This is a genomic window from Acinetobacter sp. YH12251 (assembly GCF_013417465.1).
Lineage (GTDB): Bacteria > Pseudomonadota > Gammaproteobacteria > Pseudomonadales > Moraxellaceae > Acinetobacter > Acinetobacter amyesii.
Genome location: NZ_VPDZ01000006.1, coordinates 44,844 through 67,740, shown reverse-complemented (window position 1 = coordinate 67,740; position 22,897 = coordinate 44,844). Strand labels below are relative to the sequence as shown.

The following is a 22,897-nucleotide window of genomic DNA, read 5'->3' as shown; positions in this document are numbered from 1 at the left end:
GCTTTTGACATCTTAATTCAACAGCACATTATGCGTCGAATGGATGACGTAATACGATTGTTTCATCACGGTCTGGACCAGTTGAAATGATGTCGATTGGACATTCAATCAATTGCTCTAAACGTTTCACGTAGTTAATTGCATTTTGTGGCAATTGATCTAGTGATTTCGCACCGAAAGTAGACTCAGACCAACCTGGCATGGTTTCGTAGATTGGTTTTAAAGTTTCAAATGCAAGCGCATCAGAAGAACCTACACAACCAGAATCAGCTGCTTCGTAACCTACACAGATTTTCACTTCTTCTAAACCATCTAGAACATCTAGTTTAGTTAAGCAAATACCAGAAAGTGAGTTTACTTCTACTGAACGACGTAGAATTTCAGCATCGAACCAACCACAACGACGTTGACGGCCAGTAGACGCACCAAATTCAGAACCGACAGTACCCAAGTGTTTACCGATTGCATCACCAACATCGTTAGCAGCATCATAAACAAGTTCAGTTGGGAACGGACCAGCACCTACACGAGTTGTGTACGCTTTAGTGATACCCAATACATAGTCAAGGTGCAATGGACCAAGACCTGAACCAGAGCTTACGCCACCAGCAGTTGTGTTTGAAGAAGTAACATACGGGTATGTCCCGTGGTCAACGTCAAGAAGTGAACCTTGCGCGCCTTCAAACATGATTTTCTTGCCTGCTTTGCGGTAAGCATGAAGTTCGCCAGTCACGTCCATCACCATAGGTTCGATGACTTTACGCCATTCGTCACATAGAGCGATTACATCTTCAACTTTAACGGCTTCAACACCGAAGAATTGAGTCAATTGGAAGTTATGGTATTCAAGAAGCTCTTCTAGTTGAGCTTTAAGATGAGCACCACCACGAACCAAGTCAGCAACACGGATTGCACGACGAGCCACTTTGTCTTCGTATGCAGGACCGATACCACGACCTGTTGTACCAATTTTCGCATTGCCACGTTTTTTCTCACGTGCTTGGTCAAGGGCGATATGGTGTGGAAGGATCAACGGACAGTTTGGAGAAATACGTAGACGTTCACGTACAGGCACGCCTTCTTTTTCTAAAACTTCCATTTCGTGGATTAAAGCTTCAGGTGATAAAACAACACCATTACCAATTAAGCACAATACGTTGTCACGTAAAATACCAGATGGAATGAGGTGTAAAACAGTTTTCTTACCACCAACCACAAGTGTATGACCTGCGTTGTGTCCGCCTTGATAGCGAACTACCGCAGCCGCTTGATCTGTGAGCAGGTCGACGATCTTACCTTTACCTTCGTCGCCCCATTGGGTACCAAGTACCACAACATTCTTGCCCATAATAGCCTCATTGCATCATGCTGTTAAAATTGGAAAAAACGTGTGTGCCCGCAGGCACATCCGAGATTAAATTTGTTTGATTGTCCACTCGCCATTTGCATTCACCAACTGGTGCGTTGCATACGGTGCTGAGCTTAAATCATCATTACCTAACAATTGAACCACACTGAACCCTTCGGTACGTGCTGCCTCAATTGCCTTTAATAAATCTGCTTCGATGCCGTTTGGTGCAACCAAAACTTGGCTTTTCTGAACTTGACCTGCAGTTAATGCATATAGATCACAAGAGAAACCTGTCGCTGGACGCGCGCGACCGAAGTGTTCACCAATACCGTCATAGCGACCGCCTTGAGCCAATGGCGCAGCACGGTTTGGTGCATATACGGCATACATTAAACCAGTGTGATAATGATATGAACGAAGTTCTACAACATCGATACCAATATGTAGTTCTGGCCAACGCACCTGAATTGCGGCTTGTGTCGATTTCACTGCATCAAATGCAAGTTTAAATGCTTCGTTATTTAAAACTTCAGCACTTAAATTTGCTTGTAACGCATCTAAATCACTTGCAAAACGACCTAAGGTATAAAAATCTTGACCGAATGGAAGCTTTTGTGTGAATTCAGCAAGTTCAGGTAAAGCTTTACGTTGATACAAGTCAGATAACTGACGTTCAACTGCTTTGCTCAAGCCAGCTTGTTTCACCATGCTGCGGAATAAACCGACATGCCCTAAATCAAGATGGATACCATCTGCATGACCTGCTTTAGCAAGCAAGTTGATCATGACATCAATCAGTTCAACGTCAGCATCAATGCTGTCTGAACCAAATAATTCTGCACCTAACTGTAAAGGTGCACGTGTGGTATTAAAACCCTGTGGTTTAGTATGTAGTACTGTACCAGCGTAGCAATAACGAGCTACACCTTCGACAGGATGTACATGCGCATCAATACGAGCCACTTGTGGTGTCATATCGGCACGCACACCAAGCAAACGACCTGAAAGTTGATCGATCACTTTAAAAGTGGCTAAGTCTAAATCTTGATTCGATTCTGAAAGAGAAGATAGAGATTCGATGTATTCAATGAATGGCGTGTACACCAACTGATAACCTCGAGATGCGAGGAAATCTAATGCTTCACGACGCAAAGATTCAATCACTTGCGCCTGTTCTGGCAGTACATCAGCTACACCATCAGGTAATAACCATGTCTCTGAAATGGGCATGTTGTAAACCTAAATTCTTGTCAGCGCGGAACAAATCCGCATAAAAAAATCGGGAGCACACCCGATTTCTCCTAGTTTAGCACGATAGTTTTACGCTTGCACACGACTTTTTCATAAAAGATGCTTCAGCATTCATTACTTCATCAACAGCTTTAATTTTCACAACTAAATATATGTTTATGCTTATATTTTAAAATCCTGTGAACGTTATTTTTTAACCATTTGATAAAAAATAATAAGCATCCTACTTTCTAGAGATGAAGTTTTAAACAAAGTTATAAATATGATCAGGCTCAATAACTTAATTTAAGACACGAACATCAATCCAATGGAAGCGCTGTAGTTTGTTTAACGGCCTGTAACGGTATCTCTGTTTTTACATTTTGCACACTGGCGATCTGCGTTAAATGATGAATCTGAAACTTTCGATAGGCTTCTAAATCTGCCACGACGATACGTAAGAAAAAGTCACAATCCCCTGCCATGAGTTGACATTCAACCACCTCAGGCATCGTTTGAATCGCTGCGACAAAATCATTCACGGTTTTTGCATCTTGACCTTTTAGCCAAATCCGCGCAAATACCGTTAAACTTAAATTCAATTTTGACTGATTCAGTAAAGCCACATATTTCTCAATATAGCCTTCATCTTCTAGTTGCTTGACCCGTCTCAAACACGGCGAAGGTGATAAACCAACTAGTTGGGCCAATTCATTATTTTGTAGCTTTCCATTTTGCTGTAATGCTTGCAAAATGCGTTTATCTATCTGATCCATCAATAAAGGCACTAAATTTCACAATAATCTTTATTTTAGCAATTTCATTGCACAATAAAAGCAATCTTACATAAAATAGCTGCCAAATGCTGCTTAGATATTCATAAAATATTGCTTTTGATCTCGCTTCATGGAAAACGTCATGTTGATGTTTAGACAAAGTACACTCAATCACACCCATTCACAGCATTCTATTGAGTTTAAACGAGGTCTAAAAACATCTATTCCAATGCTGCTGGGCATTATTCCTTTTGCATTAGTTTTGGGTGCTCAGGCAACACATAAAGGATTTTCTAGTTTAGAAGTTCCGCTTTTGACTGGCCTTAACTTTGCCGGTGGATCTGAATTTGCCATTTTGGAAGTTTGGACCAATCCCCCTAATATTCTCATGCTGATGTTTATTACGTTTTTAGTGAATAGTCGGCACCTATTAATGGGGGCGAGCCTTGTCCCGTATTTACGACATTTACCGAATCGTACGGTTTATACCGCTTTATTTTTTATGTGCGATGAAAGTTGGGCTGTGGGTTTGGCTGATGCGCAAAAAAAATCTAATGTTTTGGGAATTCAGCGCGCCTTTAGTTTAATGTTCTATGCAGGCTTATGCTGTGCTCTATATTTGATGTGGGTTGGCTTTACCACGCTAGGGGCAATAATTGGACCGATACTTGGCGATATTAGTCGACTTGGTTTTGACATGGCCTTCCCTGCTGTATTTCTTGTTTTACTGCGTGGTATGTGGAAAGGCTTTAAAGCGGCGCGCCCATGGCTGGTCAGTTTGATTGCCGCATCTCTGGCGTATTTTTATCTCCCAGCGGGCTGGTATGTTCCGATTGGCGCAGTTACGGGTATTGCTTCTGCATTTTTCCTAATTGGAGATGATGCATGATCCACACTAGCACCCTGATCGCGATTCTATTTATAGCCTTAACCACTTACCTGACCCGCATCTTGGGTTATGTGTTACTGAAAAACCGTAGCCTCACCAACAAACAACGTCAAATTATGGAAGTTGTCCCCGGCTGTGTTTTGATATCAGTGATTGCGCCCTATTTTGTCAAAGATAATCCTGCCGATCTGATTGCGATAGCCATTACCCTATTTGCAGCATCACGTTTTTCGTTATTGCCTACCGTTGTGATTAGCATGCTTTCAGCAGCAGTATTAAGACAAATTTTGATTTAACTAAGTAATACGCGATCATGTTTTGAATAACGAAAGAACTACGATTTAAACCCAATGATGATGAATATTAGGAATCATCTTATTGGATAAAAAATACCTATACCTTGAGATCACATGCATTTAGTAAATATCGAGGTATGGGTAGTCTTTTGTATTTTTCGATTAACTTTGATCAGTCTTGACCACTTTTGCCAAAAGGTTCACCAACTCTGCATTTTGCAATTCAACTTGTTGTAATTTATGAGCGGTCTGATCTAGAACTTCTTGCTGGATATGCATTTTCTTTGCAAGGTCTTGCATAATTTCCAAGGTCTTTTTCAGGTTGGCTTCTAGATGCACCACTTTTTCTTCAAGTGGCAAGGTTTCATGCGCGGTAGACTGCGATACGTCACGATTAAACTGTAGCCAAATTAAAAATATAACCGCCAGCGCCAATAATAAAATAAATCCCCAAAGTAACATCAACATCATGTTCAATACTCTTTATATATTTCTTTGACTTTCATCTTAAACAATAAATCGGCTGTGCTTGAATATTTTTTAAAGTTTTTCAATATTTTCGAGCCAAATGTAGGTCATTAAGTATGATTTTTCATCTAATTTTAGAAAATAAAAAAACATCTACAAGCTAGTAGATGTTTTCTATATTGGATAAATTTGAATGTTTATAGAGAATGAAAACTTTCACATAAATCGAGCAAGCGATTCGCATAACCCCATTCATTGTCATACCATGCGAAAACTTTTGCTTGTTTTCCTACCACCATGGTTTGATTCAAATCGACAATCAATGAATAAGGTGAATGATTAAAATCACTTGATACCAAAGGTTCATCGGTTACTGACATAATTTCATGATAATCAAAACGTGCAGCGTTGCTTAACACTGCATTTAACTCGTGCTTGGTGATAAGCGATTGGGACACAAAACTTAAATCGATTGCAGCAACATTGATCGTCGGTACACGAATCGAATAGCCATCGATTCGATCTTCCATTTTCGGCATGACCCGTTTCAATGCCCCTAGAGCAGAAGACGTCGTTGGAATAATATTTTGACCCGAAGCTCGCGCCCGACGTAAGTCACGATGTGCATGATCCAATACAGACTGATCCGCAGTCACAGCATGAATTTCTGTCATCAGTGCGGTGTCTATACCAAAGGCATCATCAATAATTTTGACTAAGGGCACCAAAGCCTGCGTGGTACAAGACACACTGGAAATAATTTGATCAGTCGCTTTTACTTCACGATGATTAATACCATACACGATCGCAGCATCAACACTGTCAAACGGTGCTGCACCAATAATCACACGTTTGGCACCTGCACCAATATGCTGTGTAGCTGCCTCTCGCGATCTAAATAAACCTGTGCATTCGAGTACCACATCGACATTCAGTTGCTGCCAAGGCAAAAGACTCGGCTGTGCTTCATTTAAAACTTGCACTTTGAGATGTGCTTGGGCACAAGAGATCTCTAGAAAAATAGCGCCATCTTGTTCAAGAATGTCGACTTGGCCTGCAAAACGACCATGCGTGGTGTCGTATTTAAACAAATGCACCATGGTTTCCACATCAGCGACATCATTTATGGCAACAATTTCATAGTGAAATTCCTTTGGATTTTCAAACCAAGCGCGTAATACATTGCGTCCAATTCGACCAAATCCATTAATTGCCACTCGCTGCATGACCAATCCTTCGTTTTAAAACAAAAATAAAGCATCTATATGTTAATGGATTTCAACATGAAAACGTTATCATTTATTCGTTTAATGCTTATTGGGCTATATTTTTATAAAGCGTTAATGCCTGTATAGATCCAAATATTAGCTTCACTGAAAATGTACAGCACCAAGATCAAGTTCAATCACTCTTAATAAAATGGATGCAAACATGCAATTTTCCCAATGAACTGAAAAATATAAAAGCAATGCACCTTCATGTAGAGCATTCATCAACGTGCTGAATTTGAACTTTTAAAACTTTTCAAGACATATAAATAACTGATGTTATGCACGAAAAAGTAATTAAGCATTTTTAAAATGCTTTTTAAGTTTATTCGACGGAGTCTTACATTTTTGAATTGATAAAGGGATTAGCCTTCGGCTGGAGGTACTCTTACGAAACATTGTTTCTCATTCGGCAAAATGAGAAGCGTGCTTCGCAAGGAAACCAACTTGCCGTGCAATGCACCTCACCGACAAAACTCTTTCACTAGCGTCAAATTATTAAAAATATCGCAAAAACATTTTTGATTAAAAGTAGCACTATCTCAAACACTTGCGCATGACGTTACCGCGTATCGTTCTTTTATTTGAATCAAATTGCGCTTCTGATGTTACTGCGCAACATCAGTAAATAAAACGCAGCAACAGTGCGCTCACAAGATTAATCAATAAATACTTTCAGCGTTCCAAAGGTTTAAAAATCTAAAAATATAGGTGCTAAATTTAAAACATATAAAAAGTCATAGAGATAGCCGAAAATCATTGGTCACTACACCTTTTTCCGTTATAATTTAGCGTTTTTAAATTTTATGTCAGCATCTCAAGCCAGCTTTAAAATTTTGTAAGACTTGCTTGATATGCTATTACCAAATCGAAATTAGGAGAGACTTGGTTGTGAGTACTCGTTTTATGACATCAGCTGAAATTCGCGAAGCTTTTTTAAGCTACTTTGAATCGCAAGGGCATACACGTGTCGCGTCGAGTTCTCTGGTACCTGCCAACGACCCAACACTATTGTTCACAAATGCTGGTATGAACCAGTTCAAAGACTGCTTCCTCGGTCTTGAAAAACGTGACTACGTTCGTGCAACTTCTTCACAAAAATGTGTCCGTGCCGGCGGTAAACACAACGACTTAGACAACGTTGGTTATACAGCACGTCACCACACGTTCTTTGAAATGTTGGGTAACTTCTCATTTGGTGACTACTTCAAACGTGATGCCATCACATTTGCTTGGGATTTCTTAACCAACGAAAAATGGTTAGGTCTGCCAAAAGATAAACTTTATGCCACTGTTTACCATACAGATGACGAAGCATTTGATATCTGGAACAAAGAAATTGGTCTAGACGCTTCACGAATTATCCGTATCGGTGACAACAAAGGCGAAAAATACGCTTCAGATAACTTCTGGGCAATGGGCGATACAGGTCCTTGTGGTCCATGTTCTGAAATCTTCTTTGACCATGGTGACCACATTTGGGGCGGCTTACCGGGCACTCCTGAAGAAGATGGCGATCGTTTCATCGAAATTTGGAACAACGTATTCATGCAGTTCAACCGTACCGCTGATGGTGTTCTGCATGCCCTTCCTGCACCTTCTGTAGATACAGGTATGGGCCTTGAGCGTATTTCTGCAGTTTTACAGCATGTAAACTCAAACTACGAAATCGACCTATTCCAAAACCTACTTAAAGCTGCTGCTGAAATCATTGGTTTAGATACCACTGAACTTGAAGCAAAAGCTCAAGCAGAAAACAAACCAGTTGACTACCCTGCTTCACTTAAAGTTGTGGCTGACCATGCACGTTCTTGCTGCTTCTTGATTGCAGACGGTGTTAACCCGTCTAACGAAGGCCGTGGCTATGTACTTCGCCGTATTATCCGTCGTGCAGTACGTCATGGTAACAAATTGGGTGCAACAGGTTCATTCTTCCATAAAATGTTGCAACCACTCATCAACGTGATGGGCGCTGCTTATCCTGAGCTTGCTGCACAGCAAGCACGTATCGAAGCACAACTTTTGAAAGAAGAAGAACAATTCGCAAAAACTTTAGAGCAAGGTTTGAAATTGCTTGAAGGCGAATTGGCTCAACTTAAAGGTTCAGTGATTCCAGGCGAAACTGTATTTAAACTTTACGATACTTACGGCTTCCCGACTGACTTAACAGCAGACATTGCACGTGAACGTGATTTAACCATTGACGAAGCTGGTTTCGAAGTCGAAATGGCGGCTCAACGTCAACGTGCGCGTGATGCTGGTAAATTTGCTGTCGACTACAACTCAATTGTGAAAGTTGAAGGCGAGACTCAATTTGACGGCTATGACGCAACTCAAGGCCAAGGTCAAATTGTTGCAATCTACAAAGACGGCGAACAAGTTGATGAAGTTTTTGAAGGTGACGAAGCACTAATCGTTCTAAACCAAACTCCTTTCTATGCAGAAAGTGGCGGTCAAGTTGGCGATACAGGTATCTTCAAAAACGAAACTGGTATTTTTGAAGTTCAAGACACCAAAAAATCAGGCGGCGCTTTTGTACACCAAGGCATCGTGACCATGGGTAACTTAAAAGCAGCTCAAGCAGTTGAGGCGATTGTTAAAGCGGATATCCGTGAAGCAACTTCACGCAACCACTCTGCAACTCACCTATTACATGCAGCACTTCGCCAAGTTTTAGGTACGCACGTACAGCAAAAAGGTTCATTGGTTGCAAGCGAACTTTTACGTTTTGACTTTGCTAATGACCAACCTGTTTCATTTGAACAGCTTCAAGAAATTGAACGCATTGTCAATGCCGAAGTGATTGCCAATACTGCTGTTTCAACTGAACTTTTAGACATCGAGGCGGCCAAAGAAAAAGGCGCAATGATGTTGTTCGGTGAGAAATACGGTGACGAAGTACGTGTACTTTCAATGGGTACAACCAAAGATGAGAAAAACTTCTCTATCGAACTTTGTGGCGGTATTCATGTAAAACGCACCGGTGATATTGGTCTATTCAAAATCACTTCTGAAGGCGGTGTTGCTGCAGGCGTACGTCGTATTGAAGCCGTTACGGGTACTAAAGCTGTTGAAGCTGCGCAAAAAGCAGATCGTGACATTCATGCAATCAACGATTTGCTGAAAGCGCAAAAAGATCAAACTTTAGAAAAAGTTGAAGCTTTGTCTCACACAGCATCTAGCTTGCAAAAACAAATTGAACAATTGAACCAAAAATTGGCAAGCTTCCAAGCCGCTGAGTTATTGAGTCAAGTTCAAGAGATTGCTGGCCGCAAAACATTAATCACCACGGTTCAAGGTGTAGATGCGAAATCACTTCGCAACTTGCACGATGGTGTGAAATCTAAGTTAGACAATGCTGTGATCGTGATCGCAGCGGTTGATGCCGACAAAGTGAGCCTCATTGCTTCGGTTGCTAAAGAATACACTGCTGCTGTAAAAGCAGGTGACATCATCAAACACCTTGGTCAAGAACTTGGCGGTAAAGGTGGTGGTAAACCTGATATGGCTCAAGGTGGTGCGCCTTATAGCGACAAACTTGAAGCGGTAATGACTGACCTCGTTGCATGGTTAGCTGCAAAATAAGACCAAAAGTCCTATAGCTCAAAGTGACTCACCTCCTTTGAGCAAATCAACAGGTTTAAGCAGTGTGTTTTTTAATGCTGGATCCTGCTTAAACACTGTTGATGCGTGAAAGCGCAAACTCAATCATCATGTTGAAACCAATATTCAACCTCTGGCTAAATGATGAAAATGGAGTCTAAAAGGCTGGGTTCATGTGAATCCCCTGCAGACACAAAGTATCTATTTGAACTCCTCCTACCTTGGAGTTCATGAGCTACGTGGTATATTAAAATCGCGCTGAAGTGCGGTCTTAAAATATGTGTAAGTGCTTTAAGTCTTTAGACTTATTTACTTGGTAAGGATAGTTATGGCATTAATCGTTCAAAAATATGGCGGTACCTCAATGGGTACTCCAGAGCGCATTTTAAATGTTGCTCGTCGTGTAAAGCGTTGGCATGATCACGGTCACAAAGTTGTGGTTGTTGTATCTGCAATGAGTGGCGAAACCAATCGTCTACTTGCTTTAGCGAAAGCCATTACCGAAACCCCTGATCCACGCGAATTAGACCAAATGGTGTCTACGGGTGAACAGGTAACGATTTCTATGTTAGCAATGGCACTTAACTCTATTGGTGTTGAAGCTAAATCACTTACAGGCCGTCAAGTCGGTATTAAAACCGACAGCGCATTTACCAAGGCGCGTATTGAAGCGATTGATACGGATGTATTGACTTCAAACCTTGACGCTGGACGTGTCATTGTAGTGGCAGGTTTCCAAGGCTTTGATGCCGAAGGTAACACTACGACTCTAGGTCGTGGTGGTTCTGACACTTCGGGTGTTGCCTTGGCAGCTGCACTTAAAGCTGATGAATGTCAGATTTACACAGACGTTGATGGTGTTTACACCACTGACCCTCGTGTCGCTCCAAAAGCGAAAAAAGTTGATCGTATTTCTTTTGAAGAAATGCTTGAAATGGCATCACTTGGTTCTAAAGTCCTTCAAATTCGCTCTGTAGAATTTGCCGGTAAATACCAAGTGCCTTTACGCGTATTATCAAGTTTTGATAATGACGATGATGGCGCATTCGACGAAAACTTTAAACAAAACGTCGGGACACTAATCACCACTGAAGCGGAAGACAACATGGAACAACCAATCATCTCAGGTATCGCGTTCAACCGTGATGAAGCTAAATTAACTATTCTTGGTGTACCGGATAAACCAGGTATCGCTTCAAACATCCTTTCACCAATTGGTGATGCCAATGTTGAAGTGGATATGATTATCCAAAACGTTGAAGAAGACGGCACAACTGATTTCACATTTACAGTTAACCGTAGTGAATTATCAAAAGCGAAAGCCATTCTTGAAGCGACTGCACAAGAAATTGGTGCACGTGAAGTTGCAACTCGCGCAGACATCGTAAAAGTATCGATTGTTGGTGTTGGTATGCGCTCACACGCAGGTGTTGCAAGCAAAATGTTTACTGCTCTTGCAAAAGAAGGCATTAATATTTTGATGATTTCGACTTCTGAAATCAAAATTTCAGTGATTATTGATGAGAAATACTTAGAGCTTGCTGTACGTGCTCTACACACTGTATTCGGTCTAGACCGTGAAACAGGTGAATCAAGCGCACGTGCTTAATTAACCTTGCTGTGTGTCAAAATTTGTCATTGTTAGACAGATTTTGAAAAACATCGTAAAAATTCAGAGCCACTATAGTTTTTTTTATAGTGGCTCTGTTATATTAAACCTGAGGATTTTAAAATTTACTCAGTTTGCGACTGTCACAATGATTGTTTCAGATGCACTGCTAAATTTTTTGCTTTTACAAGTTATGAATTTTACATAACAGATCATTTGCAGGTTTTGCATTTTGCAAGGAGAGAAACATGCTGATTCTGACTCGTCGTGTCGGAGAAACATTAATGATTGGAGACCAAGTTAGCGTGACTGTACTTGGTGTTAAAGGTAATCAGGTTCGTATTGGCGTGAATGCTCCAAAAGAAGTATCTGTTCATCGTGAAGAAATTTACCAACGAATTCAACATGAACGCGCAATGCACGAACATCTCCAAAACATTGATCAAGAATATCAGCCATCTTTTGAAGAAACTGATTATTCCCAAAATAACTATAATCGCTAAGATTTAAGTTGTTTAAATCATAAAGCGGCTCATTAGGCCGCTTTAAATTTATCTAGAACATGCTTTTACTATAGACGTTCAACTAAGCTTTATTACTGCCCTTCTAGAACTTTACGTACGGGACCAAAACTGCGGCGATGTTCATCAATCACCCCATACTGCGCAATTGCTTCAAAGTGTGCTTTGGTTGGATAGCCCTTGTGTTTTGCAAAACCATACTGTGGATATTTTGCATCTAGCTCAACCATTTCGTGGTCTCGAGTCACTTTTGCCAAAATACTCGCAGCCGAAATCTCTGGATGAATCGCATCTCCGCCTACCACAGCATCACAGCTCATCGCTAAACCGGTTGGGACTTTATTACCATCGACCAACACGTGTTCTGGCTGCACACTGAGTTTTTCGACTGCACGACGCATTGCAAGTAACGATGCCTGCAAAATATTGATCTCATCAATTTCTTGTGCAGAACTTTCAGCAATCGCCCAAGCCAAGGCTTTTTCTTGAATCTCAATAAATAACTTTTCACGTTTTTTTTCAGTGAGTTTCTTAGAATCGTTTAAACCTTCAATCGGGTTATTTGGATCTAAAATGACAGCTGCCGCCACAACCGAACCCACCAATGGACCGCGACCCGCTTCATCTGCACCAGCAATTTTCATATATCTCTCACTCAAAATAAAATACGACCCTTAATTTGGATTTGCTAATACTCAGCAATACCAATGTTTGGGTCGTATAAATTGTTCTAAATCTCAGTTTTTAAATGTTTCGATCACGCAAGCATTTAAAGTATTTGTCACAATTTTAGCCGCAAGATTTGCTTGTGAAGTTTTATCCATTGCTGCTACAACCAAATCCGTTGCAGTCACGCTAGTTGTCGCTTTCTCGCCTACACATGAACACACTTCAGTTTGTAGTTCAGATTTTTGAGTTTCTGTTAATAGTTTTGAACCTGTTTTCCAGTAGCTGTTGTTATTTAGCTCAGTCACGCATTTCGCTTGAACACCCACTTTAACAGCCATCATTGCCAAGCTGTTTGCTGAAGTTGTACCTGTAGATGTACTTGTACCTGTTGTACCAGTCGCAGCACATGCAGAAAGTACAAGCGCTAATGGCGCTAGAACAGCAACTAATTTTTTCACGAATATTTCCTTTGTTCTGTTAATTAACGCGCATATTGTGCCCCAAATCACACACAATCTGATATGACTATTTAAAATAAATTCGGTAGTTGTGTAGTTAATCATCAAAGCCTGTGTTGCATATTCACAACACAGTGTCCCGATTTTAAACGACGCATATTTTTGTGGTCTGTATTAGAATCTGCATAAGATTGGACGCTTAAATAATAAACATGAGCAATAACACACAATACTACACTCGAACAGCTCAGGTCTTACATTGGCTGATGGCGATCATATTCATCGTGGCATGGTTAATTGGCTTTTATAGTGGCAATTTTCTGAGTTATGACGTAGATGGCAGCTTTAAAGGGCAAGTCATTACCCTCCATAAAAATATTGCGACTACGATTATTTTTTTAGTGGTGATACGAATCTTTTGGCGCTATACCCACCCCGCTCCAGATTTACCTGACAACATGTCCTCCGGCATGAAAACCTTGGCACATTTGGGTCATTTAGCACTTTATTTTGTACTACTGGCTTTACCGATTACAGGTTGCTTATTTAGCTGGAGTGCAGGTCACCCTGCTCCTGTATTGTATTTGTTTGAAATACCCCGCTTGGTACCAGATAATCCTGAATTATTAGCCATCGTGAAACCATTACATATTTGGATTTCTTGGGCAGCAGGCTTGCTCTTAGTGGGTCATATTTTGGCAGCGCTGAAACATCATTTTATTGATAAAGACCATGTGCTCAAAAGCATGACACGACAACCAAAACCCTAATAAAGACAAAATAAAAGCCACATCATGTGGCTTTTATTTTGAGCATCATCTTTTAATTCAGCACTTGCTGAGCACAGCCGCGCATACTATTCAAAACCGCTTTAGATATCAGTTTATTCTTTTCAGTTTCATTCACTGCAGCAGTCATCAGATCTTTTGCACCGATATCATCCATAGCATGCTCACTCACGCACTGACAAATCGCAGCTTGATTGTCTTTTTTCTGTTGAGCACTCATAAACAACGCAGCACCTTTCCAAATTTTAGAACTATTTAACTCTTGCGAGCATTGATATTCAATCACGGGCTTTAGCATACGCTGACTTAAACTTGATTTATCTGCAATAGCAGCCGATGAAATCAATACTACGGCTAAAAATGTAATCGATGAGGCAAATATAGAGCGATTTGAATGAGAGAAAAGCATGATTTAAACATAAAAAAGGCAGTGAATATTCACTGCCTGAGATTATACGCTGATTATTAATTCAACGCTTCAATCTTTTTAATCCAAGTTTGTTTTTCCGCATCTGAAATAAATGATGCTTCAAAAGAGTTAATTGCCAGTTGCTTTAACTCTGCATTGCTTAGATCAAGAGCTTCGGTGATCGCAATAAAGTTATCATTCATATAACCACCAAAATAAGATGGATCATCTGAATTGACGGTCACATGCACACCTTGTTGCAATAGTCGGCGAATATTATGATCAGCCATATCATTCACAACACAAAGTTTTAAATTACTCAGCGGGCAAACGGTTAATGGCATTTTCTCTGCAATTAAACGCTGCATTAAGGCTGGATCTTCTTCTGAACGTACACCATGGTCAACACGATTTACTTTCAGTAGATCCAAGGCTTCCCATACGTATTCTGCTGGACCTTCTTCCCCTGCATGCGCAACGATAAGAAAACCTGCTTCACGTGCTTTGGCAAAAACACGTTCGAATTTTGATGGTGGATGACCCACTTCACTCGAATCTAAACCAACACCAATAATTTGATCTTTATATGGTAAAGCTTGTTCTAATGTTGCAAATGCTGCGTCTTCAGATAAATGACGTAAGAAACACATAATCAGATGTGAGCTAATGCCCAGTTTTACTTTGGCATCATCACAAGCGCGTTGTAAGCCATTCAAAACCGTTTCAAAAGCAACGCCACGATCTGTATGAGTTTGTGGGTCGAAGAACATTTCAGTATGAACCACATGATCTTCTGCACATTTTTCTAAATATGCCCATGCTAAATCATAAAAATCTTGCTCATGAATCAGTACATTTGCACCTGCATAATAAATGTCTAAAAAAGACTGTAAATTATGAAAGTTATACGCTTCTTTTAATTCTTCGACTGACTGATAAGGAATTGCAATATTGTTGCGTTGGGCAATTGCAAACATGAGTTCAGGCTCAAATGTCCCTTCAATATGCACATGTAGCTCTGCTTTTGGCAAAGCGCGAATCAGCTCAAGTTGATCCATCTTTTATCCTCATAAAAATAAAAAAGGGTGCAAACGGAGTTTACACCCTTTCGCTATTTGACAGTATTAACCGCCAAATGCAGCAAATTTTAATGCCCAAAGTGCAGCAATAATCCAGACCATATATGGTACAGTTTTCGCCTTACCTGTAAGCAATTTAACCAATGCATAGCTAATGAAGCCCATTGCAATACCGTCTGCAATTGAATAGGTAAACGGCATAAATACAATTGTCAAGAATGCAGGGACTGCTTCAGTAATATCATCCCACTCAATATGAACGATACCTTGAATCATCAACACACCAACAAACAATAATGCTGGCGCAGTTGCAAAACCTGGTACAGACTGAGCAAGTGGTGCTAAGAACAATGCCAAAATAAACAATACAGCAACTACAACTGCAGTTAAACCTGTACGACCACCGGCAGCAACACCTGCTGATGATTCAATATAAGGCGTAGTCGAAGACGTACCCAATGCCGCACCCGCAACAATTGCAGATGAGTCAGCAAATAATGCTTTCTTCAAACGTGGTAATTTACCGTCTTTTAATAAGCCTGCACGGTGTGATACACCGACCAATGTACCTGTAGAGTCAAATAAATCAACCAAGAAGAATACAAAGATTACGCCAATCAAACTTGCTGTGAATAGACCTTCGAAGTTCATTTGCATGAATGTTGGAGCGATTGAAGGAATAGCACCTACAACACCTTTAAATTCGTTGAAGCCCAGTAGGGTTGAAATTGCAGTAATCACCAAAATACTGATGATGATTGCACCACGTACTTTGAAGTGATGCATAACCACAACCATCAAGAAGCCAAGTAAAGCCAACAAGACAGACGGCTGTTTTAAATCACCCAGACTAACCAATGTTGCAGGGTTATCAACAATAATGCCGGCATTTTTCAAAGAAACCAGTGCAAGGAATAAACCAATACCGCCGCCGATCGCCAGTTTAAGCGACATTGGAATCGCATTGACAATCGCTTCACGGATTTTGAACATGCTGATAGCGATAAAAACAAGGCCAGAGACAAAAACAGCTGCTAAAGCAGTTTGCCATTCCACGCCCATCCCCAAACATACAGAATAGGTAAAGTAAGCGTTTAAGCCCATACCGGGTGCTAAGGCAATTGGATAGTTAGCAACAAGCCCCATCACCAAACAGCCAATGGCTGCTGCTAGACAGGTTGCGACAAAAACAGCGCCATGATCCATACCCGTTTCGGACAAAATCATTGGATTGACAATAATGATGTAACACATTGTCAAGAAAGTAGTTACACCTGCAATGACTTCTGTTTTGAAACTGGTTTTGTTTTCGCTCAGTTTAAACAGACGTTCAAGCATGTTCTCGGAAGATGGATTAGGAGTCGTCATGACCTAGCCCCTATGAAGTAAACTTTATGCATATAAGCATTCCACAAAATTAATCATGTCATGTATTCATCATTAATTTTGTGTATGCCTAAGCAACGAATATGCCAATTCGGCAGATTGTAGGCTTTAAAAAATCCTATTTTCAACAACATACAACACGGTACAAATGTTGAAATTTGCAAACAAAAAAGCTGCATAAACCTATGCAGCTCCTCTATTTATGTCATTTAATTCGTATTTAATATCAATAAATACTGATCAAATTAATTTCGGCAAATTATAACACATTGATTTTTTAATGTTTCCACATTTTCATCGCTTTTCAATTTAGTAAATTTAAGACATTGTTTTCTTTATAAAGTTTCAAATTATTATATATAAAAATAAAATATCAATATTTAAACGAACACTTCAAGACCATGCTTGAGCTCAATGCAAAAGCAGCAAGATTGATTTTTTTTAGCGCATATAAGGTGATGCGCTCAAATCATCATTGAACACCTGATTAATTTCTTGCTGTCGCTTTAACTCTGCATTCTTATAAACACTAAACCCTAAAAACACAATGCTGAGTATAAAAATTGGTATCAGTATTTTTTTCATAACAAAATTTTATTCATGTTTAAATATTTAGCTATAATAACAAAAAACTTAAACAAAAAAGTGATGTATTTCACAATTTTATATCTTATTAAGTCATTTAATAAGCTATTTGTTCGATCAATGTTAACTTTGTAATATATTTTAGACTGATAGACAAGATAATAACTGAATGTTTTTTCGAAGCCTTTTCCGCAAAAAGCCTCAAATCATAGATCATTTCACCTGCGAAATTTAAAGCACGATCAATTTCACAGACCCACCATTACATCTCGAATGAAGAAGATAAAAAAAGCCGCTGAGTTCTAAGCAGCGGCTATTCATATTCTTTTCGGTCTAAGTTTTTCAATTTCGAAATTAAGCGGCTTGTTGTTCGTCTCGTTTAAAGACCAATTCGCCCTTTAAGCTACTCTCTGCATCGAAATAATAACCATCGGTATTGAACGACTTGATATCTTCAATACGTTCAATTTTATTTTCCAACAAATAACGCGCCATTAGGCCACGTGCTTTTTTGGCATAGAAGCTGATGACTTTATATTTGCCGTTCTTTTGATCGAGAAAAACAGGTTTGATGATTTCGGCTTTAATTTTTGATTCTTTGACCGACTTATAGTATTCATCTGAAGCGATGTTGACCAAAAGTTCAGAGCCGGCTTTTTCCAAATCGTCATTGATGAGATTGGTGATTGTATTATCCCAAAACTCGTACAAGTTATGTCCACGTGGGTTTTGCAACTTGGTCCCCATCTCTAAACGATATGGCATCATTAAATCCAGTGGACGCAATAACCCGTAGAGGCCCGAGAGCATACGCAAATGGATTTGTGCGTATTGAAGGTCTGTATTTGCAAGTTGATAAGCATCTAAACCCGTATAAACATCACCTTTAAAGGCAAAGATTGCTTGACGTGCATTGGCAAAATCAAAATCAGGCTGCCAATCTCGGAAGCGCTCAACATTTAAAGTCGCAATTTTCTCACTGACACTCATCAAGCTTGAAATTTCACTTGCCGACAATTTACGTGCGACTGAGATCAATTCTTCAGAATGATCTAATAGCCGTGGTTGAGTGAATTTTTCAGTCGGTAAAGCGGTTTCGTAATCTAAAGTTTTTGCTGGAGAAATTAAAGCGAGCATAAACATCCTGATTAATTTTTAATTAAACAAACTATAACAGTAGAGTATTTTCAAATCCAATCTGTGTTTTAGATAATATTAATCTGTAAACTATAGTCTCTCCCGCTTTCACATTTTAGTCATTATGTCAGAACAACTGTTCATTCAAGGGCCGATGGGTCAACTTGAAATTTTTGTTGATTATCCACAGGGTGAAGTGAAAGGATTCGCGGTAGTTACACACCCTCACCCATTGCAAGGTGGTACACCACAGCACAAAGTCCCTGTGCTTTTAGCGCAAATGTTCTTAGAACGTGGCTATGTAGTCTATCGCCCAAGTTTCCGTGGTTCTGGCCAAAGTGCAGGAATACATGACGAAGGCAATGGTGAAACTAAAGACACTATGCAAGTCATTGAATTTGCTCGTAACCAACATCCGAACCTGCCATTTTATGCAGGCGGTTTTAGTTTTGGTGCAAATGTCATGACTAAATGCTATGCCCTATTGCCTGTAGAATTACAGCCTGTACAGACTATTTTATGCGGACTACCAACCACAACAGTTGCAGGTGTGCGTCACTATGTGACGCCGCATATTAAGGGTGATATTTTATTTATTCACGGTGAAGAAGATAATGTCACACTATTATCTGACCTAATTCAATGGGCCAAACCGCAGCGCCATTTAATCACGGTTTTACCCGGTGCAAACCACTTTTTTACGGGTTATCTAAAACAGCTTCGTATCGCGATTTCACGCTTTTTAGTCTAGAAAACAAAAAATGAGTCAGCTTATCTGGCTCATTTTTTTTGCCTATTGACTGCTTAATTCAACAAATATTCCAGATAAATTCACCTATATCACTTTTCGATTTATCCATCATTTAAATGCATTGGTGATCATTATCTATTCAAAATGTAATGACCTAAGCCGACGCTCGTTTAATTTTGATTACGCCTCAATTTTTTATCGAAAAACCAATAATTTACTTGTTTAAATGACTAACTACAGAAATAATACCCCAAAAAATTAAGATAAAATTTAGAGGGAAAAATGAAATTTATTGTTGCTGTGATTTTAAGTCTAGGCATTGCAGCTTTGGTTTATTATTTTAATTCAACGCCCTCCACAACAACGAATTTGCCTGCATCTACGGTTGCAACCAATGATGGTCCCAAAGCCTATTTGACTGCGTCATACAAGATGAATGTCAATGGTCGTGATTTTAGCTTAAAAATGGTCTATGACTTTCCCAACAGCCAAGTGTGTGAAGCCCAACTCAACAGCACTGACACCATGAATATGATTTCAACCTTTAAGCAACGCTGTTCAAGTGACTCGGTGTGTAAAGAAGCTGAAATTTCGTCTTGTTCATCTTTTACCGATCAAAAATATAAAGATATGCTCGATAAAAACTATCATGACACTCATTATATTTATTTAAGCGATAGCAAATTGACTGATCAACGTGGTGTGATCGTGTTTTGGGGACTCAATGAACAAGAGTCAGAAAATATGTGTGACTATGTGAAAAAGAGCAATCGAACCATCAATCCAATCAATATTGAATGTCTATAACGTTGTAAATACATTCCGTTAAAAAACAAAAAAGCAGCGCTATGCTGCTTTTTTATGGATGATTTTTAATTCAATTTTTCAGATTACTTTGTCATTTGTTTCCATTGAAACTCACTATATGACTCTTCTTCTTTTAAACTGTTTTCAACCGCTTGAGCCAATTGGTTCAATAGACTTTGCTCGGTAATACGATCTAACCAATCTTGGTCTTCATCTGGATAAGAGGTAATTTCACAGACTAGACGACCGGATTCATCCTGCCCCTGACATGTCACTGAAAGCGGCAATTCATGCTGATCGACACTGACTGCAATCTGATCACCACTTTGCGATAACGTTTGAAAGCCATAACACTCTAATTTATTTGCCAATAATTCAGCAACCTGAGTTTGCGTATCAGCACTGCTTTCAACTCGATTTGACTCGCTATGCGCGGTGAATTGTAGTTTTCTCATGTATCTATCCAAAGACATTCTTGTTGTATGGTTTTAGCATAAGCAATTAAAACCAAACAGCCAAGCATTTGCTTGGCTGTTGTTGAATAAATATACAAATTTAGTGAATTATTTATTCACTTACCACAATCGTTAAACCGGCTTGAGTCGCTAGCTCTGTAAATGTCGGGAAGCTGGTCGCAACAGTTTCTGTACCCACAATATTAATTTCACCCGAAGTACGTAAACCTGCCATTGAGAAGCTCATTGCAATACGGTGGTCATGATGTGATTCGATTTGACCACCTGTGAAGATTGCACCCCACTCACCCGCTTTGCCTTGACCTTCAATGATAATGCCGTCCTCGGTTGGCGTACAATCGATACCCATAATTTTTAGGCCATCTGCCATCACTTGAATACGATCCGACTCTTTCACTCGAAGTTCAGCTGCACCAGTCAAAATGGTTTGACCCTCTGCACATGCAGCAGCAATAAATAACGCTGGGAATTCATCAATCGCCAATGGCACTTGATCTTCTGGCATATGAATGCCTTTGAGTGTACGTGAACCACGAATACGAATATCTGCAATCGGCTCACCGCCAGCGATACGTTCATTTTCAACAGTCAGGTCAGCACCCATCTGTTTTAAAATTTCGATCACACCTGTACGTGTTGGATTAATGCCGACCGCTTCAAGTGTGACATCTGAACCTTCAGTAATCGCTGCACCCACCATAAAGAATGCTGCAGATGAAATGTCAGAGGGTACTTGAATGTCTGTACCGACTAACTTGCCACCACCTTGAAGTGAAATGCGGTTGCCTTCTGTTTTCACGTCATAACCAAATGCACGAAGCATACGCTCTGAATGGTCACGTGTCGGTTCTGGCTCAGTGACAACAGTTTCACCTTCCGCCCAAAGACCTGCCAACAAAATACCAGATTTTACTTGTGCAGATGCCATAGGTAAGTCGTAGTGAATACCTTTAAGGTTTTGACTTCCAGAAATAGACACGGGCGGCGTACCACGCTCACCTGTGGTTTGAATTTGCGCACCCATTTCACGTAATGGTTTTGCAATACGTTCCATTGGACGTTTTGATAATGACGCATCACCCGTCATCACCGAATCAAACTTCTGTGCCGACAACATGCCTGAAAGCAAACGCATTGAAGTGCCTGAGTTACCCATATACAAAGCGCCTGCAGGAGCTTTTAAACCATGCATGCCTACACCATGAATGGTAACTTCGCCATTTTTAGGGCCTTCAATACTCACACCCATATCGCGGAATGCTTGAAGGGTTGCCAAGGCATCTTCACCTTCAAGGAAACCCGTGACATGCGTTGTGCCTTCTGCAATAGCACCAAACATGATAGAGCGATGTGACACAGATTTATCACCTGGCACAGTAAATTTACCTTGGAATTGCTTTGGACCCGGTAAAATTTTGAATTGCTGTGTCGTCACTTTATTTTTCTCCATCAGTGGTTTCTTTGCGAGCATGTGATTGAAATGTTGACGTGCCGCTTGTGCATGCCCCAACAGTCCCATCAACGCTTGTGAGTTTTCATCTTCAATCAGTTTGCGAAGAATAGCCAATTGTTTTTCAAAGCCATCTACCGCATTTAAAATTGCCTTTTTATTAGCAAAAAAGATGTCATGCCACATATGTGGGTCGCTTGCAGCAATGCGTGAGAAATCACGAAAACCGCCAGCGGCATAACGGAAAATATCTAAATTGTCTTCTCGGTTCGCAAGTTGCTCAACCAAGTTAAATGCCATCAAATGCGGAAGATGACTGGTATGGGCCAACACTTCATCGTGTTTTTCCACATCCATGCAAATCACTTCCGCTTTGGCAGCTTGCCACAATTGAATCAGTTTCTCTACAGCCCAATCTGCACTCCTAGGTAATGGTGTCAAAATCACTTTGTGATTAGCAAATAAATCTACCTTACCTGCATGCACACCTGTTAGTTCAGCCCCAGCAATCGGATGCCCCGGTACAAAACCAGCAGGTAATTGCTCACCATAGACTGCTTTCGCTGCATCAACGACATTGCCTTTGGTACTCCCAACATCGGTAATAATCGTCTGTTCGGATAGATAAGGCTTGATCGCTTCAAGGACTTTTTGTGTCGCACGTACAGGCAAAGCCAAGACAACGAGATCTGCACCTTTGACCGCTTCAGCAGGATCGCTATAACCCTGCTGAATAAGCCCTAAAGCTTTTGCATCTTCTAAAGTTTTTTGTGAACGCGTAGACGCTACAATTTCCTTAGCTAAACCTTCAGCAATCATGACGCGAGCTAGGCTTGAGCCAATCAGCCCAAGCCCAATAAAAGCAACTTTTTCAAATAGTGGCACAGACAT

At 40.2% G+C, this 22,897-nt stretch carries 21 protein-coding genes; 8 read left to right on the top strand and 13 right to left on the bottom strand.

What is annotated here, in order from left to right:
* Nucleotides 1–28: 28 nt before the first annotated feature.
* From FTV27_RS06210 to FTV27_RS06200, 3 genes are all read right to left on the bottom strand, one after another.
* Nucleotides 29–1,348 (bottom strand): adenylosuccinate synthase, encoded by a 1,320-nt coding sequence (locus FTV27_RS06210; protein WP_078189071.1) that lies wholly within the window; start codon nt 1,346–1,348, stop codon nt 29–31.
* A 66-nt stretch (nt 1,349–1,414) separates the two neighbouring features.
* Nucleotides 1,415–2,581 (bottom strand): ATP phosphoribosyltransferase regulatory subunit, encoded by a 1,167-nt coding sequence (locus FTV27_RS06205; protein ID WP_180077560.1) that lies wholly within the window; start codon nt 2,579–2,581, stop codon nt 1,415–1,417.
* Between the two features lie 320 nt (nt 2,582–2,901).
* Nucleotides 2,902–3,357 carry an Lrp/AsnC family transcriptional regulator gene (locus FTV27_RS06200; protein WP_078189073.1) on the bottom strand — a complete coding sequence of 152 codons (456 nt, stop codon included), beginning with the start codon at nt 3,355–3,357 and terminating at the stop codon, nt 2,902–2,904.
* Nucleotides 3,358–3,499: 142 nt separating this feature from the next.
* Between FTV27_RS06200 and FTV27_RS06195 the strand changes: the two genes are divergently transcribed.
* Together FTV27_RS06195 and FTV27_RS06190 are read left to right on the top strand one after the other, a co-directional pair.
* Nucleotides 3,500–4,246, top strand: coding sequence for an AzlC family ABC transporter permease (locus tag FTV27_RS06195; protein ID WP_180077558.1), 747 nt, complete (start codon nt 3,500–3,502; stop codon nt 4,244–4,246).
* Nucleotides 4,243–4,542: an AzlD family protein gene (locus FTV27_RS06190; protein WP_078194391.1), complete on the top strand. Its 300-nt coding sequence runs from the start codon at nt 4,243–4,245 to the stop codon at nt 4,540–4,542. The genes FTV27_RS06195 and FTV27_RS06190 overlap by 4 nt, the downstream gene beginning before the upstream one ends.
* Before the next feature lie 162 nt (nt 4,543–4,704).
* On the opposite strand, the gene FTV27_RS06185 is transcribed toward FTV27_RS06190, so the two are convergent.
* Both FTV27_RS06185 and FTV27_RS06180 read right to left on the bottom strand, forming a co-directional pair.
* Nucleotides 4,705–5,007 (bottom strand): hypothetical protein, encoded by a 303-nt coding sequence (locus tag FTV27_RS06185; RefSeq protein ID WP_180004122.1) that lies wholly within the window; start codon nt 5,005–5,007, stop codon nt 4,705–4,707.
* Between the two features lie 200 nt (nt 5,008–5,207).
* Nucleotides 5,208–6,236, bottom strand: a complete 1,029-nt coding sequence (locus FTV27_RS06180; RefSeq protein ID WP_180077557.1) for a type I glyceraldehyde-3-phosphate dehydrogenase — start codon at nt 6,234–6,236, stop codon at nt 5,208–5,210.
* Nucleotides 6,237–7,169: 933 nt separating this feature from the next.
* Here FTV27_RS06180 and alaS point away from each other — a divergent pair.
* From alaS to csrA, 3 genes are all read left to right on the top strand, one after another.
* The gene (alaS, locus tag FTV27_RS06175) at nt 7,170–9,863 is read left to right on the top strand and encodes an alanine--tRNA ligase (RefSeq protein ID WP_180077555.1); all 2,694 of its coding nucleotides are present in this window, start codon (nt 7,170–7,172) and stop codon (nt 9,861–9,863) included.
* A 346-nt stretch (nt 9,864–10,209) separates the two neighbouring features.
* Nucleotides 10,210–11,490 carry an aspartate kinase gene (locus tag FTV27_RS06170; RefSeq protein ID WP_180077553.1) on the top strand — a complete coding sequence of 427 codons (1,281 nt, stop codon included), beginning with the start codon at nt 10,210–10,212 and terminating at the stop codon, nt 11,488–11,490.
* Nucleotides 11,491–11,738: 248 nt separating this feature from the next.
* Nucleotides 11,739–11,993, top strand: coding sequence for a carbon storage regulator CsrA (csrA, locus tag FTV27_RS06165; RefSeq protein WP_078189080.1), 255 nt, complete (start codon nt 11,739–11,741; stop codon nt 11,991–11,993).
* Between the two features lie 92 nt (nt 11,994–12,085).
* Here the strand turns inward: csrA and rnhB are convergent, their stop codons facing one another.
* Together rnhB and FTV27_RS06155 are read right to left on the bottom strand one after the other, a co-directional pair.
* Complete coding sequence (gene rnhB / locus FTV27_RS06160; RefSeq protein WP_111885320.1) at nt 12,086–12,655, bottom strand: ribonuclease HII; 570 nt, start codon at nt 12,653–12,655, stop codon at nt 12,086–12,088.
* 93 nt (nt 12,656–12,748) lie between these two features.
* Nucleotides 12,749–13,138, bottom strand: a complete 390-nt coding sequence (locus tag FTV27_RS06155) for a hypothetical protein (RefSeq protein WP_078189082.1) — start codon at nt 13,136–13,138, stop codon at nt 12,749–12,751.
* Between the two features lie 212 nt (nt 13,139–13,350).
* Between FTV27_RS06155 and FTV27_RS06150 the strand changes: the two genes are divergently transcribed.
* Nucleotides 13,351–13,908, top strand: coding sequence for a cytochrome b (locus tag FTV27_RS06150; protein ID WP_180077551.1), 558 nt, complete (start codon nt 13,351–13,353; stop codon nt 13,906–13,908).
* A gap of 52 nt (nt 13,909–13,960) precedes the next feature.
* Here FTV27_RS06150 and FTV27_RS06145 read toward each other — a convergent pair whose 3' ends face one another.
* The 4 genes from FTV27_RS06145 to yaaA all read right to left on the bottom strand — a co-directional run bounded on the left by FTV27_RS06145 (nt 13,961) and on the right by yaaA (nt 18,522).
* A complete protein-coding gene (locus tag FTV27_RS06145; RefSeq protein WP_078194399.1) occupies nt 13,961–14,335 on the bottom strand; it encodes a hypothetical protein in 375 nt (124 codons plus the stop codon).
* Between the two features lie 56 nt (nt 14,336–14,391).
* The gene (locus FTV27_RS06140) at nt 14,392–15,393 is read right to left on the bottom strand and encodes an adenosine deaminase (RefSeq protein ID WP_180077549.1); all 1,002 of its coding nucleotides are present in this window, start codon (nt 15,391–15,393) and stop codon (nt 14,392–14,394) included.
* 66 nt (nt 15,394–15,459) lie between these two features.
* A complete protein-coding gene (locus FTV27_RS06135; protein WP_111885323.1) occupies nt 15,460–16,782 on the bottom strand; it encodes an NCS2 family permease in 1,323 nt (440 codons plus the stop codon).
* Nucleotides 16,783–17,739: 957 nt separating this feature from the next.
* Nucleotides 17,740–18,522, bottom strand: coding sequence for a peroxide stress protein YaaA (gene yaaA, locus FTV27_RS06130; protein ID WP_180027220.1), 783 nt, complete (start codon nt 18,520–18,522; stop codon nt 17,740–17,742).
* 124 nt (nt 18,523–18,646) lie between these two features.
* On the opposite strand from yaaA, the gene FTV27_RS06125 reads away from it, so the two are divergent.
* Nucleotides 18,647–19,273 (top strand): alpha/beta hydrolase, encoded by a 627-nt coding sequence (locus FTV27_RS06125; protein WP_180074072.1) that lies wholly within the window; start codon nt 18,647–18,649, stop codon nt 19,271–19,273.
* 282 nt (nt 19,274–19,555) lie between these two features.
* The gene (locus FTV27_RS06120; protein WP_180077547.1) at nt 19,556–20,080 is read left to right on the top strand and encodes a hypothetical protein; all 525 of its coding nucleotides are present in this window, start codon (nt 19,556–19,558) and stop codon (nt 20,078–20,080) included.
* Between the two features lie 83 nt (nt 20,081–20,163).
* Here FTV27_RS06120 and FTV27_RS06115 read toward each other — a convergent pair whose 3' ends face one another.
* Nucleotides 20,164–20,535 carry a hypothetical protein gene (locus tag FTV27_RS06115; RefSeq protein ID WP_180077544.1) on the bottom strand — a complete coding sequence of 124 codons (372 nt, stop codon included), beginning with the start codon at nt 20,533–20,535 and terminating at the stop codon, nt 20,164–20,166.
* Between the two features lie 112 nt (nt 20,536–20,647).
* Entirely contained in the window at nt 20,648–22,897 is a 2,250-nt protein-coding gene (locus tag FTV27_RS06110) for a bifunctional prephenate dehydrogenase/3-phosphoshikimate 1-carboxyvinyltransferase (RefSeq protein ID WP_180077543.1), read from the bottom strand.